The organism is Duganella kummerowiae (assembly GCF_053572355.1).
Map to the genome: position 1 here is coordinate 1 of NZ_JBKFEH010000005.1, position 16,989 is coordinate 16,989.

Below are 16,989 nucleotides of genomic sequence, written 5' to 3' on the forward strand. Positions count from 1 at the left end.
CGGAGGGACTCGAACCCCCACACCTTGCGGCACATGGACCTGAACCATGCGCGTCTACCAATTCCGCCACGTGGGCACTGATGCTACACAACAACTTCTGCTATTATAGCGAACAGGAGAGTTTCGCGCCAGATGAACTTTCATTCCTTGCTGCACATCAACCCTGTCTTGCACTCCCGCCTTGCTGCTGCGAGAGACCAGGATTATAGAGCAACGGCGGCAGAAGTCAAATGCCCGGTCACGCCACACAGCCCGGTTAGTAAAGCGCGGCGATTCCAAGTACACTATGCAGCCGCAGCCCCCATATATATGCACTGAACGAACAAGAAAAACACTTGAACCAATCTACCCACACCATTCCCAGCCGGGAGGAAATTCTCGGCATCTTCCGCAGCGCCCAGGCGCCGCTCGATTTGCGCGCGCTGTCGAAGACCCTGAAAGTGAGCACGGAAGCCCAGGCCATCCTGTCGCGCCGCCTGAACGCGATGGCGCGCGACGGCCAGCTGGTCTTCGGCCAGGACGGTTACTTTGAACTGGCCGACCACTCCGGCTTCATCGCGGGCCGCGTCAGCAGCCACCGCGACGGCTTCGGCTTCGTCATCCCCGACGAGCCGGGTGACGACCTGTTCCTGCCCGAAAAAGAAATGCAGAAAGTGCTGCATGGCGACCGCGTGCTGGCCAAGGTGGTCGGCGGGGACCGCCGCGGGCGCCCGGAAGGCACCATCGTCGAGGTCGTGCAGCGCGCCAACACCCATATCATCGGCCGCCTGTTGCAGGAAAACGGCAACTGGGTGGTGGCGCCGGAAGACCAGCGCATCAGCCAGGACGTGCTGGTGACCGGCCCGGTCAAGGCCAAGGCGGGGCAGGTGGTCAGCGTGGAACTGACCGAGCAGCCCATGCGCTTCAAGCAGCCGGTGGGCAAGATCGTCGAGGTGCTGGGGGCGCTGGACGATCCCGGCATGGAAATCGAAATCGCGGTGCGCAAGTTCGGTGTGCCGCACGTGTTCTCGGACGCGGCCCTGAAGCAGGCCAACAAGCTGCCCGACCACGTGCGCGAGGCCGACCTGGCCAACCGCGTCGATCTGCGCGACGTGCCGCTGGTGACCATCGACGGCGAAGACGCGCGCGACTTCGACGATGCGGTCTACTGTGAACCGGTCAAGATAGGCCGCAGCAAGGGCTACCGCCTGATCGTCGCCATCGCCGACGTCAGCCACTACGTCAAACCCAACGACGGCCTGGACACCGACGCCCTGCAGCGCAGCACCTCGGTGTATTTCCCGCGCCGCGTGATCCCCATGCTGCCCGAGAAGCTGTCCAACGGACTGTGCTCGCTGAACCCGCAGGTGGACCGCCTGACCCTGGTGTGCGACATGGTGGTGACTGCCAAGGGCGAGCTGCACGCCTACCAGTTCTACCCGGCCGTGATCCACTCGGCGGCGCGCCTGACCTACAACGAAGTGGCCGACATCCTGGGCAACACCAAGGGCCCGGAAGCCAAGCGCCGTCCCGGCCTGGTGCCGCACCTGCAAAACCTGTACGACGTGTTCCATGCCCTGCTCAAGGCGCGCTCCGAACGCGGCGCGATCGACTTCGAGACCACCGAGACCTACATCGTCTGCAACCCCTCGGGCAAGATCGAGAAAATCATCCCGCGCACCCGCAACGATGCGCACCGCGTGATCGAGGAATGCATGCTGGCCGCCAACGTGTGCGCGGCCGACCTGCTGCAGCGCCACAAGCATCCCGGCACCTACCGCATCCACGCCAGCCCGACGGCTGAAAAACTCAAGCAGGTGCGCACCTTCCTCAAGCAGGCCGGCCTGTCGCTGAACGGCGGCGACAAGCCCACCGCCGGCGACTACGCCGAGCTGCTGCGCCAGGTAAAGGAGCGCCCGGACGCCGGCCTGCTGCAAACCATGCTTCTGCGCTCCATGCAGCAGGCGGTGTACAGCCCGGACAACATCGGCCACTTCGGCCTGGCGTACGAGGCTTATGCCCACTTCACCAGCCCGATCCGCCGCTATCCGGACCTGCTGACCCACCGCGCCATCAAGGCCATCCTGCTGGGTAAAAAATACGAACCCAAGCTGCCCGACACCTCCGTGCTGAACACCAATGTGTCCAACGCCGTGCGCAAGCAGCAGGCCAAGGACAAGGCCGAGGGCCGCGAGAAAAAAGCCGCCGACATGACCATCTGGGATGCGCTCGGCGTGCACTGCTCGGCCAACGAGCGCCGCGCCGACGAAGCCTCGCGCGATGTGGAGAACTGGCTCAAGTGCTACTTCATGCAGGACAAGCTGGGCGAGGAATTCACCGGCATGATCACCGGCGTGACCACCTTCGGCATCTTCGTGCAGCTGGACCAGCTGTACGTGGAGGGCATGGTGCACATCACCGACCTGGGCGCCGATTACTTCCAGTACGACGAAGCGCGCCATGAGCTGCGCGGCGAACGCACCGGCAAGACCTTCCAGCTGACCGACCATGTCAGCGTGCAGGTGGTGCGGGTGGACCTGGAGTCGCGCAAGATCGACCTGCGCCTGGCCGGCGCCGATGAGGTGGCGCCGCGTGAACCGCGTGAAGCACGGTCCTCGCGCGGCCCGCGCATCGTTCCGGTGGAGCAGCAGCCGGAACTGGAGGCGCCAGCGCCCAAGTCCGGCCGCCGCAAGGCTGCCGCCGCCAAGTCCGCACCCAAGGCCAAGGGCGCCGGCAAGCCGGCAGCCAAGTCTGCAAGCAAGCCCGCAGCCAAGCCGGCCGCCAGCCGCAAGGCTGCGGCGCCCGCCGCCAAGAGCAAGAAGAAACGCTGATTGAACGCCGCAGCGGCCGCTGCGGCTGCACTGAAGATTGAATGCGGCGGCCCTCGCCGCTGCATTCGCCCCGAAGCACCCCTGAATTGAGTGCGGCGGCCTGCGCCGCTGCATTTGCCCGAAGTATCCCTGTATTGAATGCGACGGCCTTCGCCGCTGCATTCGCCCCGAAGCACCCCTGAAAGAAGTAAATGAAGAACAAAATGATTTTCGGTTTCCACGCGGTGACCTCGCGCTTGCGCCATGAGGCTTCCTCGGTGGAAGAGATCTTTGTCGACGCCGCCCGCGACGACCGCCGCATGAAGGACCTGGTGGCCAACGCCAAGGCCGCCGGCGTGCGCGTGATGCCGGTCGAGTCCTCGCGCCTGGACAAGATCGTCGGCACCCACCGCCACCAGGGCGTGATCGCCTTCGCCTCGCAGCTGGCGCTGGCGCGCAACCTGGACGAGCTGCTGGACGCCATCGAAGGCCCGCCGCTGCTGTTGGTCCTGGACGGCATCACCGATCCGCACAACCTGGGCGCCTGCCTGCGCGTGGCCGACGGCGTCGGCGCGCACGCGGTGATCGTGCCCAAGGACCGCGCCGTGGGCCTGAACGCCACCGCCGCCAAGGTCGCCAGCGGCGCCGCCGAGACCGTACCCTACATCACCGTCACCAACCTGGCGCGCACCCTGCGCGAGCTGAAGGAACGCGATATCTGGCTGATCGGCACCTCGGACGATGGCGAAAAAGGGCTGTACCAGGCCGACTTCACCGGCCCCACCGCGCTGGTGATGGGTTCGGAAGGCGAGGGCATGCGCCGCCTGACCCGCGAGACCTGCGACGTACTGGTCTCCATCCCCATGTTCGGTTCGGTCGAGAGCCTGAACGTCTCGGTCGCATCCGGCGTCTGCCTGTACGAAGCGCGCCGCCAGCGCCTCGCCAAAGAGGGCTGATCCGAAGCTGCGCCGGGGCGCGCCCGGCATGGGCTGCGCAGAGGCGTAGTACCGCTGCTGCGGCAGCGGTCTCCCCGGCCGCAGGCTTTCAGCCCGTCATTTCGCGCACGCGGCAATCCATGCCGGACCACCCGGCCGGCGGCCCCGCCGGCATGCCCGACGCGAATGCGCTACCATGTGCATCCGACATCATCCGTAGCCCCGTACCATGTTCCACCGCCTGCGCCAAGACATCAACAGCATCATCGAACGCGATCCCGCGGCCCGCAACGCCTGGGAGGTGCTGACCTGTTATCCCGGCCTGCAGGCGATCGCCATGCACCGCTGGGCGCACTGGTGCTGGACCCGCGGCCTGAAATGGCCGGGACGCTTCATCTCCTACGTGGCGCGCATCGTCACCGGCATCGAGATCCACCCCGGCGCCAGCATGGGCCGGCGGGTGTTCATCGACCACGGCTTCGGCGTGGTGATCGGCGAGACTGCCGTGGTCGGCGACGACTGCACCATCTACCAGGGCGTGACCCTGGGCGGCACCTCGCTGGCCACGGGCGCCAAACGTCATCCCACCCTGGGGCGTGGCGTGATCGTCGGCGCCGGGGCCAAGGTGCTGGGCAATTTCACGGTCGGCGATTATGCCAAGGTGGGCTCCAACGCCGTGCTGCTGAAACCCGTGCCGCCGGGCGCCACGGCGGTCGGCAATCCGGCCCACATCGTGCAGAAGGATGCGGCGGCGGCCCAGGCCAATTTGTTCTCGGCCTATGGCATCACGCCCAACGGCGACGATCCGCTGTCCAAGGCCCTGCGCGGCCTGATCAACCACGCGGTGGCGCAGGACCAGCAGATCGAGCGGCTGCGCGCCAGCATGCAGGCGGCCGGCCTCAGCTGCCCAAGCATGGCCGAGTGTGATAAATTGAATTCCGACCAACTCAACAAGCTAGTCGATTAAGGAATCCCGCATGAATATGGAAACCACGCCGGACGGCGCGGCGGTCCTGGACCCGTTTGAAATCCGCGTGCTGGCGGTGCTGGCCGAAAAAGAGGCGCTCACGCCGGACAATTATCCTATGTCGCTGAACGCCATCACCAATGGCTGCAACCAGCTGTCCAGCCGCGATCCGGTGATGTCGCTGTCTGAAGACACCGTGGCAGACGTGCTGCAGCGCCTGATGGAGCGCAAGCTGGTCAACATCATGAGCCAGGCCGGCGCGCGTGTCGTCAAGTATGAGCACCGCATGCGCATCAAGTGGTCGCTGGAGCAGGACAAGGTGGCGGTGCTCACCGTGCTGATGCTGCGCGGCCTGCAGACGGCCGGGGAAATACGCACCCGCACCGGACGCCTGCACGAGTTCAAGTCGGTGCCCGACGTGGAAGTGGCGCTGCAATTCCTGATCGATAAATATCCGCCGCTGGTGGCGCGCCTGCCGGTGGCGCCGGGCGCCAAGGAGCCGCGCTACGGCCATCTGCTGGGCGGGGAGGAAGTGCTGGCGCGGGCCGAGACGGCGGCCGGGTATGCGGGCGCGGTGGCTGCGCCGCAGGGCAGCCGGGTAGCGCAGCTGGAGCAGGAAGTGGCCCAGCTGCGGCGCGACTTCGATGACCTGGCGGCCCAGTTCGCGGAGTTCCGCAAGCAGTTCGATTAAACATCGCAGCCGCTGCCGCACGCCCGTCGCTGCCGCGCACGCGGCAGCCCATGCTCACACCGTAGCAGTCGCCGGACGCCGCACCGTTCCTGCTAGTCCGGGAAGTACGCAGGACTGTCCAGGTCGGCCAGCAGGCCTGCTTGCATGGGGCGCCATCCCAGTTCGTGTTCGGTCTTGGCCGCCGAGGCCGGACGGTCCATGGCGGCAAAGCGGCCCAGCCAGCCGAAGTGGCCGGCCGGGCGGCTTTCCACTGGCAGGCCCAGGCGGCGCCCGATGACGGCCGCGATCTCGCGCATCATCACCTCCTCTTCGGCCACGGCGTGGTAGCGCGCGCCGGGCTTGCCCTGTTCCAGCGCCAGCCGGTACAGGCGCGCCGCATCCAGGCGGTGCACGGCGCACCAGCGGTTGTCCCCTTCATCCGGATAGGCAGAGACACCGGTCTCGCGCGCGATGGCGATCAGGCGCGGCACGAAACCGTGGTCCGATGCGCCGTGCACGGACGGCGGCAGCCGCATCAGCATGGCGCGCACATCCTGCTGCGCCCAGGCCAGGGTGGCCGCTTCGGACGGCACGCGGTGGCTGCCCGCCGACGCCGGGTCGGCCGTGTCATCCTCGGTGGCAGGGCGGCCGGTTTCGCCCAGCAGGCCTATGCCGGAAGTGACAATGAGCGGCTTGCCGCTGCCCGCCAACGCGCCGCCCAGCGCCTGCACCGCCGCCAGGTCGGCGGCGCCGGCCGCCTTCATGTTGGAAAAGTCGTGGATGAAGGCGGTGTGGATCACGCCGTCGCAATTGCGCGCGGCGGCGGCCAGGCCGCCGGTGTCGGCCAGTTCGCCGCGCTGGACTTGCACGCCGAGGCTGGCCAGCGCGCTGGCTGTCGCATCGCTGCGCGCCAGGCCCAGCACCTGGTGGCCCACCGACAGCAATTCCCGCACCACCGCCGATCCTACAAAACCGGTTGCACCGGTAACGAATACTCGCATCCTGCTCTCCTTGTTGTTGAACGGGAGCTACGATAGGGGATGGCGCGCGGACGATCAATGCTGTAGAGTCCGCATTATCTTCGCTATCGTCCAAGCCCCCATGGATGCACTGTCCGACGTACTCTCCCTCCTGAAAACACACAGCTACCGCGCTGGCGGCTTCGACGCCGCCGGCGCCTGGGCCATCCAGTTCCCGCGCCACGAAGGCATCAAGTGCTACGCCGTGATGCGCGGCGCCTGCTGGCTGGCGGTGGAAGGCGTCGCACAGCCGCTGCGGCTGACGGAAGGCGACTGCTTCCTGCTGCCGGGCGGGCGGCCATTCCGCCTCGCCAGCGACCTGGAACTGGCGCCGGTGGACGCGCTCGCCGTATTGGCGGACGGCCGCAACGGCGTGCTGAGGAAGGTCAACGGCGGCGGCGAGATGCTGCTGGCGGGCGGCCACTTCACCTTTGCGGGCGGGGAGGGCGGCATCCTGCTGGGCATGCTGGCGCCCATCATCCACATGCGCACCGAGGCCGAGCGGGCCGCCATGCGCTGGTCGCTGGAGCGCATGATAGAGGAGCTGCGCGAGCAGCGTCCGGGCTGCCTGCTGGTGGCGCAGCAGCTGGCGCAAATGATGCTGATCCAGGCCTTGCGCCTGCACCTGGAGGCGGCCGCGCAGGACAGCGGGGGTGGGGTTGGCTGGCTGTACGCATTGGCGGACAAGCAGATGGGCGCCGCCATCAACGCCATGCACGCCGAACCGGCGCGGCGCTGGACGCTGGCGGCGTTGGCGCGGCAAGCCGGCATGTCGCGTTCCAGCTTTGCCGTGAAATTCAAGGAAACAGTGGGCAGTTCGCCGATGGACTACCTGACGCGCTGGCGCATGCTGCTGGCGGGCGACAAGCTGTCCAACACCAGCCTGCCGATCTCCGCGATAGCTGCGTCGCTGGGCTACGAATCCGACAGCGCCTTCAGCACCGCCTTCAAGCGCATCATGGGCTGCCCGCCGCGCGCTTACTCGCGCGGCATGCCGCTGGCTGGCGCCGAAGCTGGCTGAGCATTTGTGAGGCCGCTGCGTTGTGGCGTCGCCGCCGTTAAGCGGACATCAGCTGCTCGACCGCGTGCAGCGCGGCCGGGCGGTCTATTTTCTCGATGTGCTCGCCGCGTGACAGCAGCACGCGGAAGTGGTCGCACATGGGGTAAAACCAGCGGTAGTTGTCGGTCTTGACGTAGAAGCCGAGTATTTTCTTGTTGTAGGCCGAGGCCAGGTGTATCACCGAGGTGTCCGGCGAAATGACGATGTCGCACTCGCGTATCAGGGCCGCCAGTTCCAGGATGTTGGCGGTCTCGAACGAGGCCACCACGTTGGGCCGCCGCACGCAATCGATGATGGCGTCGGCCTGGGCCTTGCCCTTGGGCGGATAGATCACCACCACGGCGTGGCTCGGATATTTGTCGGCCAGTTCGGCGCACAGTGCCACCGTGTCGTCCTGGCACAAGGTGCGGTTGGCCGCGCTGCCCTGGTAGTTCAGGCACACCAGGCCCGCATAGCGTTGCCTGAGGCCGTGCACGAATTCCTGCGCCTTGTGCGCATGGGCGTCGACGCCGTACAGCTCGTAGCAGTAGTCGACCTTGCCAAGCTGGAAATCACTGAGCGCGGAGAAGTAGTTCTCCAGGATGTGGCGGTCGCGCTCGCACTCGACGGTGCGGTGGTACATGCCCAGCCGGCCCGTGTTGGTGCCGTATTTGTCCACGTTGAAGCCGACCAGGTAGCGCGCCCCCAGCAGCTTCAGGCGCAGCTGGTAGGGCAGTGAAAACTGGTTGGCGGTGCTGAAAATGAGGTCGTAGCGCTCGCGCCGTATGCGCAGCATGGTCCTGAGGCTTTCCAGGGCGCTACCGCGGTCCCACTGCAGCACCTGCCGCACATGGGGGCAGCCCTCGATCACCTGGCGGTTGCTGCTGCTGGCCACCACGTCGATGATGAGCTCGGGGTAGGCGGCCTTCAGCTCGCGCAGGATGGGCGTGGAGACGATCATGTCGCCGATCTTGTCGTTGCGCAGTATGAGCACCTTCCTGGCGCGGTGCGGGTTGAAGGTCTCCCGCTTGCGCTGGTTCAGCAGCCAGTGCGACAAATGCCTCTTGATCAACTGCATACTTTCCAAATGATCAACGTTAATAATCGATCAAACAACTATCGCCCGTATCAATTATATGGTCGGCCGTTGGGGAGAAAAGTATCTCTATCTTAAAAACAGGTAAAACAATGTAAAGAAGGCCGGTTGCCCGGCCTGTTTGACTGGAAAACTACACTTCCTCGCGGCGCCGCCGCATCCAGATGGCGCCCGCGATCATGGCAATGCCGGCCACGGCGCCTATCCACAGGCCGGCATCATCAAGGGTAGCCCAGGAAGCCTTGAACAGCGCACCGCCGTGGATCAGCCCGTCGCCAGCGGCATCTGCCAGCACGCCCTTGGGATTGCCGCTGCCGCCGTGGAACAGGAACCAGGCCCCCGGCACCACGCCCAGCAGGATGCGGTTGACGATGTTGGTGATGAACGGACCGGCGTGCACGCCCAGGCGCAGCACACGCTCGGCCCACATCAGCAGCAGGGCGCTGACCACCGGCAGGCCGACCGCCCACAGGAACACCTTGGAGCGCACCGTGGCCGACACCAGCAGCAAATAGCCCACGGTCGGCAGCGCCCACAGGATGTACACCGGCAGCAGCCCGACCACGCGCAGCGGCGACAGGTAGAAGTCCGGGCTGGACAGCAGTCCCGCGAACAGGTTGGTGCCGTGCACATACATGGTCAGCACCACGCCCAGGATCAGCACCACCGACAGCACGATGGAGATGCCCATGGTGATCAGCGGCGTCACCACCAGGGCCAGCAAGGCCTTGGACAGCACCGTCATGTGGTCCGACACCGGCAGCGATTTCCAGAACAGCAGGCTGCGGTCGCGCCGTTCATCGTTGAGCGCACCCAGGCAGTAGAAAAACACCAGGAAGCCCAGCACGGCGAACACGGGCAGCGAGGAGGCCATGTAGACCGCTGCCATCACATCCGCCACCTGGCCGAGCGGCTTGCCTTCGATGACCACGTTGCCCACGAACTGGGGTCCGTTGTCGGTGACGAAGCCGGCGTTGTGCCCCATGAACAGGGAGAACAGGGCCAGCGCTGCCAGCAGCGCGGCGACGATGGCCGGGGCCCAGATCACCGAGCCCTTGTGTTCCCACAGCTCGCGCTTGATCAGCCATTTCATGGTTTTCATGCGTAGGTTCCTTTCATGGTTGCCACGAACAGATCGGCCACGCTGGGGGTACGGGTCTCACCCAGGTTGGCCAGCTGGCTGCGCGAGACGCCGTCGAACAGCATCACGCTGCGGCCGAACACCGTGCGGGTGCTGATCGGCGCCAGCGCGGTGGCGGCGTTCATGAACTGCGGCTCCACCAGCAGTTCGGTGTAGCGCTGGTCGACTTCGTCCATGGTGGCGGCCAGGCTGATCCTGCCGTCCTGGATGAACATCAGGTCGGTCAGGATGTGCTCGACCTCCTCCACCTGGTGGGTGGTGATGACGATGGTCTTGTCGTCGTCGAAGTAATCTTCCAGCAGGTTCTGGTAGAAGTTCTTGCGGTACAGGATGTCCAGGCCCAGGGTGGGTTCATCCAGCACCAGCAGGCGGGCGTCGATGGCCATCACCAGCGCCAGGTGCAGCTGCACCACCATGCCCTTGGACATGGCCTTGACCTTCATGTCCGGCTCCAGCTTGGTGGCCTTCAGGTAGCGTTCGGCCTTGGCGCGGGAAAAGCGCGGGTGCACGCCTTCCACGAAATCGATGGCGTCCTTGACCTTGAGCCAGCGCGGCAGGATGGCGACGTCGGCGATGAAGCACACTTCCTGCATCAGCTGTTCGCGCTGGGTGCGCGGATCGTAGCCCAACACCGACAGCTCACCCTCGAACTGGGTCAGGCCCAGGATGGCTTTCAGGGTGGTGGTCTTGCCGGACCCGTTGGGGCCGATCAGGCCCACCACGCGGCCGGGCTGGATGGCGAAGCTGGCCGCATCCAGCGCCGTCTTCTTGCCGTAGCGCTTGGTGAGATTGGTGGCGGTGATGATGGCGCTCATGCCGCACCTCCTGCCTGCGCCGGTTTCAGCAGCGCCTCCAGGTCCAGCCCGAGACGGCGGATGCGCTCCAGCATGGCCGGCCATTCCTCGTGCAGGAAGTGGTCGCGTTCGGTGGCCAGCAGTTTTTCAGGTGCGCCTTCGGTTACGTACATGCCTAATCCCCTTCTTTTTTCGACTAAGGTTTCATCCACCAGCTCCTGGTAGGCCCGGGAGACGGTGATAGGATTGAGTTGGTACTCGGCGGCGATCTGCCGCACCGAGGGCAGGGCGTCGCCCGGCTTGAGCAAGCCGTCCAGCATCATGCCGACCACCTTGTCCTTGAGCTGGCGGTAGATCGGCGTATGGTCATTCCACATAAGTTCCCCTTCTTTGCTGAAGTATTGAAGTGGTGTTGTAGTGAACTATAACACTGAATTAAAAAAAATCAAACGATATCGTTGAGGAAGAGGGCGTTGGACAGGGCCGCGCCGGAGGCGGTGTTGTCGAAGATGCACCAGGCATCGCCTTCGGCCTCTGCCAGGCGGTCGGCCACCAGGCGCAGGTAGTCGTCGGCGTAGGATGAATAGTAGATGCGCGGGCTGCCGTGCAGGCGCGCGTACAGGGCGGGCGTGGTCTCGGGTGGGCGGCCCGGGACGGCGGGCGGATCGGCAATGACGCGGGTGATGCCGTGCTGGCGCAGCAGTCCGGTGGCGGTGTCATCGAACCAGCTGGCGTGGCGCGCCTCGCAGGCCAGCATGCAGCCGAAGTGCCGCTGCAGGCCGTCGAAGAAGGCGTCAGCAACGGCGGCGTCCAGTACCAGGCTGGGCGGCAGCTGCACCAGCACGCAGCCCAGCTTGTGGCCCAGGCCGGCGGTGTCGGCGGCAAAGCGTTCCAGCAGTGCATCCGTTCCCGCCAGGCGGGCGTCGTGGGTAATGGCGCGCGGCAGCTTGACCGAGAAACGGAAGTCGTCGGGCACGCTGTCGGCCCAGCGCTGGTAGGTCTGGGGCTGATGCGGGCGGTAGAACGAGGAATTGATTTCGGCCGCGTTCAGCACGCGCGCATAGCGCTGCAAGTGCGTACCCTCGCCGGGGAAGCGGGCGGCGCTCTCGCGGTTCAGGCCCCAGCCGGCGCAGCCGATACGGATGTGCTTCATGTCGGTTCATGTGGAATAATGTGACGCCATTACATCGCAACCACGGCGCGTGCGCCGTGTTGTACCGCACGTATCGCACAGGAAGCCCACATGAATCCGAACTTTTTCTCCCGCCTGTTGAAGCTGGCCGCGCTGCCGCTGCTGGCTGCCGCCCTGGCGTCCTGTTCCACCCTGATCGGCCCGCGCGAGATCGACGTGCCGCAGGAAAAGCTGCAGCAAAGCCTGGACCGGCGCTTCCCGCTGCACCAGCGCGCGCTAGCCGTGTTCGAGGTCGAGCTCAGCCACCCGCGCCTGGCCATCATCCCGGAAAGCGGCCGGGTGGCGCTGAACCTGGACGCGCGCGTGTCGCCGTTGCTGGCGCGGCAGTCGTGGAACGGGGCGCTGGCCATGTCCGGCCGGCTGCGGGTGGACCGCTATAGCGGCGCCGTCTACGTGGACGACCCGCACATCGACCGCTTCACCGTGGACGGCATGGACGAAGGCCGCCAGAACCAGTTGGCCAGTGTCGCCAACCTGCTGGCCGAGCGCGTGCTCAAGGATGTGCCGCTGCATACCTTCAAACCGGAAGACTTGCGCTACGCGGGCGTACAGTTCGTGGTGGCCGGCATTACCACCGCGCCGGGCAAGCTGGTGGCGCGGGTCGAGCCGGCGCAATAGCGCGGTGGGCGGCCGCCATCTGCCGTCGCCATCCCCCGAGGCAATTTGCGGCAGCAGTCTGGGGCCGCAAATTTCCGCCCAGGCCGCTTCATTTCGCGCCGCTTTCCTGCATTTCGCGCCGCAGGGCTGCAATTCGTCGCATCGCCAGCTAAGTCGGGAGGGCGGCAGGCATAGTGTGTCCATCTTAACCACACACGACTACGGAGCCCGCCATGCTGCAACAAATCATCTCCCACACCCCCGTCTACGTCTGGGCCCTGCTGGCCTTCCTGCTGTACCGCGGCTACCTGGCCGCCAGCGACCGTGAAGTGGGCCTGCGCAAGCTGTTCATCATCCCGGCCGTGATGCTGTACCTGTCGCTGAGCAGCATCAACCAGCGCTTCGGCGAGTCGCCGCTGGTGTGGACGTGCTGGCTGGCCGGCGCCGCCGCCGGCGCCGTGTTGACCTGGGGCCTGATGCGCGGCGCCATCAGCGTCAACCGCGACGCCGGCACCGTCCTGCAGCGCGGCAGCCTGGTGCCGCTGGCCCTGATGCTGTCCATCTTCGTGACCAAGTATGCGATTGCCGTGCTGCTGGCCATCAACCCGGCAGCCGGCCGGAACAGCGCCGTGGCCGTCGCCATCTGCACCCTGTTCGGTGTGTTCAACGGCATCTTCCTGGGCCGCCTGGGCCGCTACGTGGCCGCCTACCTGCGCCAGCCGGCCGTCATCGCCGCCTGAGTCTACTTGCAGCGCCGACTACGCGTTACAATTCCGGTCTTGACGATAGCTGGAGCAAGTATGTCGATATTCGGAATTGGTTTGCACGTGCTGGTGGCGCTGTTCTTCGCGGTCCACGCGATCCGCAGCGGACAGCAGATGTACTGGCTGTTCATCCTGTTCATGTTCCCGCTGCTGGGCAGCATCGTGTACTTCCTCGCGGTCTACCTGCCCAATTCGCGGCTGCAGCACGGCGCCAGCAAGGCCGCCAGCGCGGCGGCCCGCGCCCTGGACCCGGGCCGCGAACTGCGCGAAGCGCGCGCCGCCTTCGATTACACCCCCACCGCCCAGAACCAGATGCGGCTGGCGGCGGCCCAGCTGGAAGCGGGCGACGCCGCCGAAGCCGCCGCCACGTATGAGGCCTGTCTGCAGGGCGCCTTCGCCTCCGACCTGGAAATCCGCTTTGGCGCCGCGCGCGCCACCCTGGCTTGCGGCCGCGCCGCCGACGCGGTGCGGCACCTGGAAATCATCGGCCAGGCCCAGCCCACCTTCCGCGCCGAGCAGGTCGCGCTGCTGCTGGCCCAGGCCCTGGCCGCTTCCGGCCGCCAGGAAGAGGCGCGGGCCCAGTTCGAACACGCCATGGCGCATCATGGGGCCAGCTTCACGGTGCAGGCCGAGTACGCGATCTGGGCCGCCAGCGTGGGCGATGCGCCCAAGGCCAGGCAGCTTTACCAGGAACTGCAGCGCACCATGGAGCGCTGGAACCGCCACACCCGCGACATGAACCAGGCGCTGGTGCGCCGCCTCAACACGGCGATGGCCGGCCTGCGTGGATGATTTAATCTCGGCTCGAAGAAGTGTTTGAGCCGGCACATTGTCGGTCATCGAATCCAGGACTATGCTGGAAGATGTCCATGCAATGGAGATAACGATGGCAGCCAAACAAATGACCAGCAAGATAGACCCAGCGGTAGTCGAGGCGCTAAGACAGCGTCGTCGAGTTGAGGCTGTCCAACCAAATCGGTCTGCCCAGCCGACCGAGAGCCTGGCACGCAACCGAGCTTTTGTGAAGCTGCTGTTATCCATGCCTGATGTCGGCGAGGATGCTGATTTTAACTGCCGTTCGTGAGCGGCAATCATGTATCTGTTGGACACCAACGTCCTCAGCGAGGTCCATAAGGGGGCGCGCACCCACCCAGGGATCGTGCGTTTCTTCTCCCGTCACCAGGATGCCGTTTTTTTCCTCGGCGCCCAAACGATAGGCAAGGTTCAACGGGGGATCGAAAATCTCCGATACCGCAGCCATGCCGCACGGGTGCGCTCACTGGACGCGTGGCTGGGCGCGATCTTGCGGGAATATTCGGGCAGGATATTGCCCTTTGATTCCCAGTGCGCCCAGCTGTGGGGCCGGCTGATGTCTCCAGATGGCAGCCATCCCGTCGACAAACAACTGGCGGCGATAGCCCTGCTGCACGGCTTGATACTGGTCACGCGCAATGTCGCCTACTTCCGTTCGACCGGCGTTGCGCTGCTTGATCCCTTCTCCTTCTAGTGCGTCCCGGCCGCCGCAGCCGGAGCATTTTTCACGTATTTGTCCAGCCACTGGTTGGTTTCGTACAGCATGTGCATGATGGACTCGCGCGCGCGGTAGGCGTGCGCCTCGTTGGGCAGCATCACCAGGCGCGCGGTGCCGCCCAGGCCCTTGATGGCGGCGTACATGCGTTCGCTCTGGATGGGGAAGGTGCCCTGGTTGTTGTCCTGCTCGCCGTGTATCATCAGCAGCGCATCCTTGATCTTGTCGGCGCTGTTGAAGGGCGCCATGGCCTGGTACACCTCGGGCGCCTTCCAGTAGGTGCGCTCCTCGGACTGGAAACCGAAAGGCGTCAGGCTGCGGTTGTAGGCGCCGCTGCGGGCGATGCCGGCCTTGAACAGGCGCGTATGCGCCAGCAGGTTGGCCGTCATGAAGGCGCCATACGAGTGGCCGCCGATGGCGATGTGCTCGCGGTCGGCCACGCCGCGCTTGACCGCTTCGTTGATGGCCGCCTCGGCGTCGGCGATCAGCTGCGGCAGGTAAGTGTCGTTGGGCTGGGCGCCATTCTTGCCGACGATGGGGAAGCTGACCGCGTCCATCACCGCATAGCCCATGGCCAGGAAGGGCGCCGGACCCCAGTAGCTGACGGCGTTGAACTTGTATGGCGAACCGCTCACCTGGCCGGCCGTGTCGTCCGACTTGTACTCGCGCGGATAGGCCCACATCAGCAGTGGCAGCGGGCCGTCGCGCTTGGCGTCGTAGCCCGGCGGCAGCAGCAGGGTGGCGGTCAGGGCGACCCCGTCGGCGCGCTTGTAGCGGATCTGCTCTTTCTGGATATCCTTCAGCTGCGGGGTCGGATGCGGGAAGCGGGTCACGGCGGCCAGCTGCCTGTCGGCCGGCTGGCGCAAGTCGCGCACGTAGTAGTTGGCACGCTCGGTGGGCGTCTCGCGGGTGGTCAGGATGCGGCTGCCGTCGTCGTTCAGCACCGCCACCACGTTTTCATAATACGGCGCGGCGCTCTGGAACAGGCGCTCGGATTTCTTGCTGGCCAGGTCGTAGCGGTCCAGGAAGGGACGGTCGCCCTCGGGCGAGGCGCCTTCGCCATCGAGCAGCAGGGCGCCCTGCACCAGTTGCAGGCGCTGGTTGCCGTTGCTGTCGGGGCGCGTCACCGGGGTGCCCGGATGGTGGTAGCGGTCCTCGGCCAGACCGGACCACAGCTGCTCCGGCTTGTGGTCTGGCGCGTCCGGCGCGATGCGCCAGCTGCGCTGCATGCCGGTCTTGCGCGAACGTTCCTTGACGATGGCCAGGTCGCCGGTACCCCACAGGATGCCGTCATAGCGTGTGCCCAGCCTGGCCAGCGCCTGTGGCGCGGCCGTGAACGGCGCGGCCTGCTGGTAGACGATGTCGCGCACGTCCACTTTCCTGCCCGGGTGGCCGCCATCCTGGGCCTCGACCCAGGACAGGGTGGCGGGCGCATCGGCGCGCCAGGCCACGCTGCGCGGGCCTTCGGTGGTGGCGTCCTCGCCGGGCGGCATGCCTTCGCGCAGGGTACGGGTGGCCACGGTGTGCACCACTTTGCCGTTCAGGTCCAGCACCTCGGTGCGCTGGCCGAACAGGCTATAGGGCACCAGGTAGGAATAAGGACGCAGCACGGTGTGCGCCAGCAGCAGCTTGCCGTCCGGCGATACCGACACCTGCGCATACTGCGACGGCTTGCCGATGGTGCGCACCTTGCCCTGCAAGTCGACGATGGCCACCTGGCTGGTGATGTAGTGCTCGAACAGGGCGGCGTCGGCCTCGGTCTTGAGCAGGTCGGCATAGGTGGGCAGGCGCCGTTCGGCGGCGCCGGCCTGGGTTTGCTGGGTGTTGGGGCCGGTGGGGATGGCGCTGGCCACCGGCGCCGGACCTTGTCCGGCCGGACGCAGCGTGACCAGCAGGCCGCGGCTGTCCGGCAGCCAGCGGAAGCCGTTGCCCAGCACCGCGTTGAGCGGTTGCTGGGTCAGCTTGCGGGCCGTGTGCCCGGCCACGTCCACCAGCCACAGCTCCACCGCGCCGCCCTGGGCGCCGTAGGCGATGTGGCTGAACGCCAGGTAGCGCTGGTCGGGCGACCAGGCCTGGTGCGCCACGCGCAGCGCGGACGGCAGGCCGGCGATGGCGATTTCTTTCTGGTTGTCCAGGTCCAGCAGGACGAGGCCGTTACCGAAGGTGAATTCGCTGGCGGCGTAGGTGCGCGGGTTGATGCGGATGCCGGCCAGCTTCAGTTCCGGCTGCGCCACCTCGGCAATGCCCGGCAGGCCGGGCAGGCTGCGCATGGCGGCCAGGTTGCGCTGCGGACTGAGCAGCAGCGACGGCGTACGCGGTGCATCGACCAGCGCCTGCAGCGCGGGCGGCGGCAGCTGGTAGCTGGAAGTCTGGGCGGCGCCCGGCAGGGCGTGCAGGGCCAGCGCCAGCAGCACCGGCAGCAGGGAGGTACGGAGTTTCATGGGGTGAGGTCCGGGGT

The 16,989-nt window shown here is 66.2% G+C and carries 16 protein-coding genes and 1 pseudogene; 10 read left to right on the forward strand and 7 right to left on the reverse strand.

What is annotated here, in order from left to right; genetic code table 11:
- Positions 1-335 precede the first annotated feature (335 nt).
- The 4 genes from rnr (at position 336) to ACLB1G_RS04705 (ending at position 5,382) form a co-directional block, all read left to right on the forward strand.
- Positions 336-2,810 carry a ribonuclease R gene (rnr, locus tag ACLB1G_RS04690; protein WP_491626030.1) on the forward strand — a complete coding sequence of 825 codons (2,475 nt, stop codon included), beginning with the start codon at positions 336-338 and terminating at the stop codon, positions 2,808-2,810.
- Between the two features lie 191 nt (positions 2,811-3,001).
- Complete coding sequence (gene rlmB / locus ACLB1G_RS04695; RefSeq protein WP_491626031.1) at positions 3,002-3,745, forward strand: 23S rRNA (guanosine(2251)-2'-O)-methyltransferase RlmB; 744 nt, start codon at positions 3,002-3,004, stop codon at positions 3,743-3,745.
- Between the two features lie 208 nt (positions 3,746-3,953).
- Entirely contained in the window at positions 3,954-4,691 is a 738-nt protein-coding gene (gene cysE, locus ACLB1G_RS04700) for a serine O-acetyltransferase (protein ID WP_491626032.1), read from the forward strand.
- A 16-nt stretch (positions 4,692-4,707) separates the two neighbouring features.
- Positions 4,708-5,382, forward strand: a complete 675-nt coding sequence (locus ACLB1G_RS04705; protein ID WP_491626183.1) for a YceH family protein — start codon at positions 4,708-4,710, stop codon at positions 5,380-5,382.
- Positions 5,383-5,474: 92 nt separating this feature from the next.
- Here the strand turns inward: ACLB1G_RS04705 and ACLB1G_RS04710 are convergent, their stop codons facing one another.
- A complete protein-coding gene (locus ACLB1G_RS04710; RefSeq protein ID WP_491626033.1) occupies positions 5,475-6,362 on the reverse strand; it encodes an SDR family oxidoreductase in 888 nt (295 codons plus the stop codon).
- Positions 6,363-6,462: 100 nt separating this feature from the next.
- Between ACLB1G_RS04710 and ACLB1G_RS04715 the strand changes: the two genes are divergently transcribed.
- Positions 6,463-7,401 (forward strand): AraC family transcriptional regulator, encoded by a 939-nt coding sequence (locus ACLB1G_RS04715; protein ID WP_491626034.1) that lies wholly within the window; start codon positions 6,463-6,465, stop codon positions 7,399-7,401.
- Between the two features lie 37 nt (positions 7,402-7,438).
- Here ACLB1G_RS04715 and ACLB1G_RS04720 read toward each other — a convergent pair whose 3' ends face one another.
- The 5 genes from ACLB1G_RS04720 to ACLB1G_RS04740 form a co-directional block, all read right to left on the reverse strand.
- Positions 7,439-8,497, reverse strand: a complete 1,059-nt coding sequence (locus tag ACLB1G_RS04720; RefSeq protein WP_491626035.1) for a glycosyltransferase family 9 protein — start codon at positions 8,495-8,497, stop codon at positions 7,439-7,441.
- 151 nt (positions 8,498-8,648) lie between these two features.
- Positions 8,649-9,617 (reverse strand): hypothetical protein, encoded by a 969-nt coding sequence (locus ACLB1G_RS04725; protein WP_491626036.1) that lies wholly within the window; start codon positions 9,615-9,617, stop codon positions 8,649-8,651.
- On the reverse strand, positions 9,614-10,471 hold the full coding sequence (locus tag ACLB1G_RS04730; RefSeq protein WP_491626037.1) for an ABC transporter ATP-binding protein: 858 nt from the start codon (positions 10,469-10,471) through the stop codon (positions 9,614-9,616). The genes ACLB1G_RS04725 and ACLB1G_RS04730 overlap by 4 nt, the downstream gene beginning before the upstream one ends.
- Entirely contained in the window at positions 10,468-10,827 is a 360-nt protein-coding gene (locus tag ACLB1G_RS04735; protein WP_491626038.1) for a GntR family transcriptional regulator, read from the reverse strand. Before ACLB1G_RS04735 ends, ACLB1G_RS04730 begins: the two co-directional genes overlap by 4 nt.
- Before the next feature lie 68 nt (positions 10,828-10,895).
- Positions 10,896-11,603, reverse strand: coding sequence for a DUF72 domain-containing protein (locus ACLB1G_RS04740; RefSeq protein ID WP_491626039.1), 708 nt, complete (start codon positions 11,601-11,603; stop codon positions 10,896-10,898).
- Between the two features lie 90 nt (positions 11,604-11,693).
- On the opposite strand from ACLB1G_RS04740, the gene ACLB1G_RS04745 reads away from it, so the two are divergent.
- The 5 genes and pseudogenes from ACLB1G_RS04745 to ACLB1G_RS04765 all read left to right on the forward strand — a co-directional run bounded on the left by ACLB1G_RS04745 (position 11,694) and on the right by ACLB1G_RS04765 (position 14,510).
- Positions 11,694-12,260 (forward strand): DUF1439 domain-containing protein, encoded by a 567-nt coding sequence (locus ACLB1G_RS04745; RefSeq protein ID WP_491626040.1) that lies wholly within the window; start codon positions 11,694-11,696, stop codon positions 12,258-12,260.
- Positions 12,261-12,469: 209 nt separating this feature from the next.
- Positions 12,470-12,979, forward strand: a pseudogene (locus tag ACLB1G_RS04750) (DUF6622 family protein); the annotation flags it as partial.
- Between the two features lie 60 nt (positions 12,980-13,039).
- Complete coding sequence (locus ACLB1G_RS04755) at positions 13,040-13,795, forward strand: hypothetical protein (RefSeq protein WP_491626041.1); 756 nt, start codon at positions 13,040-13,042, stop codon at positions 13,793-13,795.
- Positions 13,796-13,889: 94 nt separating this feature from the next.
- A complete protein-coding gene (locus ACLB1G_RS04760) occupies positions 13,890-14,087 on the forward strand; it encodes a hypothetical protein (protein ID WP_491626042.1) in 198 nt (65 codons plus the stop codon).
- 18 nt (positions 14,088-14,105) lie between these two features.
- A complete protein-coding gene (locus tag ACLB1G_RS04765) occupies positions 14,106-14,510 on the forward strand; it encodes a type II toxin-antitoxin system VapC family toxin (RefSeq protein ID WP_491626043.1) in 405 nt (134 codons plus the stop codon).
- Here the strand turns inward: ACLB1G_RS04765 and ACLB1G_RS04770 are convergent.
- Positions 14,507-16,972 (reverse strand): alpha/beta hydrolase family protein, encoded by a 2,466-nt coding sequence (locus tag ACLB1G_RS04770; protein WP_491626044.1) that lies wholly within the window; start codon positions 16,970-16,972, stop codon positions 14,507-14,509. The genes ACLB1G_RS04765 and ACLB1G_RS04770 overlap by 4 nt on opposite strands.
- Positions 16,973-16,989 lie beyond the last annotated feature (17 nt).

What these genes read in the sequence shown, in the direction of transcription:
- rlmB (WP_491626031.1), top strand. Translation starts at nt 3,002, where the DNA reads ATGAAGAACAAAATGATTTTCGGTTTCCACGCGGTGACCTCGCGCTTG.
- cysE (WP_491626032.1), top strand. Translation starts at nt 3,954, where the DNA reads ATGTTCCACCGCCTGCGCCAAGACATCAACAGCATCATCGAACGCGAT.
- ACLB1G_RS04705 (WP_491626183.1), top strand. Translation starts at nt 4,708, where the DNA reads ATGGAAACCACGCCGGACGGCGCGGCGGTCCTGGACCCGTTTGAAATC.
- ACLB1G_RS04710 (WP_491626033.1), bottom strand. Translation starts at nt 6,362, where the DNA reads ATGCGAGTATTCGTTACCGGTGCAACCGGTTTTGTAGGATCGGCGGTG.
- ACLB1G_RS04715 (WP_491626034.1), top strand. Translation starts at nt 6,463, where the DNA reads ATGGATGCACTGTCCGACGTACTCTCCCTCCTGAAAACACACAGCTAC.
- ACLB1G_RS04720 (WP_491626035.1), bottom strand. Translation starts at nt 8,497, where the DNA reads ATGCAGTTGATCAAGAGGCATTTGTCGCACTGGCTGCTGAACCAGCGC.
- ACLB1G_RS04725 (WP_491626036.1), bottom strand. Translation starts at nt 9,617, where the DNA reads ATGAAAACCATGAAATGGCTGATCAAGCGCGAGCTGTGGGAACACAAG.
- ACLB1G_RS04730 (WP_491626037.1), bottom strand. Translation starts at nt 10,471, where the DNA reads ATGAGCGCCATCATCACCGCCACCAATCTCACCAAGCGCTACGGCAAG.
- ACLB1G_RS04735 (WP_491626038.1), bottom strand. Translation starts at nt 10,827, where the DNA reads ATGTGGAATGACCATACGCCGATCTACCGCCAGCTCAAGGACAAGGTG.
- ACLB1G_RS04740 (WP_491626039.1), bottom strand. Translation starts at nt 11,603, where the DNA reads ATGAAGCACATCCGTATCGGCTGCGCCGGCTGGGGCCTGAACCGCGAG.
- ACLB1G_RS04745 (WP_491626040.1), top strand. Translation starts at nt 11,694, where the DNA reads ATGAATCCGAACTTTTTCTCCCGCCTGTTGAAGCTGGCCGCGCTGCCG.
- ACLB1G_RS04755 (WP_491626041.1), top strand. Translation starts at nt 13,040, where the DNA reads ATGTCGATATTCGGAATTGGTTTGCACGTGCTGGTGGCGCTGTTCTTC.
- ACLB1G_RS04760 (WP_491626042.1), top strand. Translation starts at nt 13,890, where the DNA reads ATGGCAGCCAAACAAATGACCAGCAAGATAGACCCAGCGGTAGTCGAG.
- ACLB1G_RS04770 (WP_491626044.1), bottom strand. Translation starts at nt 16,972, where the DNA reads ATGAAACTCCGTACCTCCCTGCTGCCGGTGCTGCTGGCGCTGGCCCTG.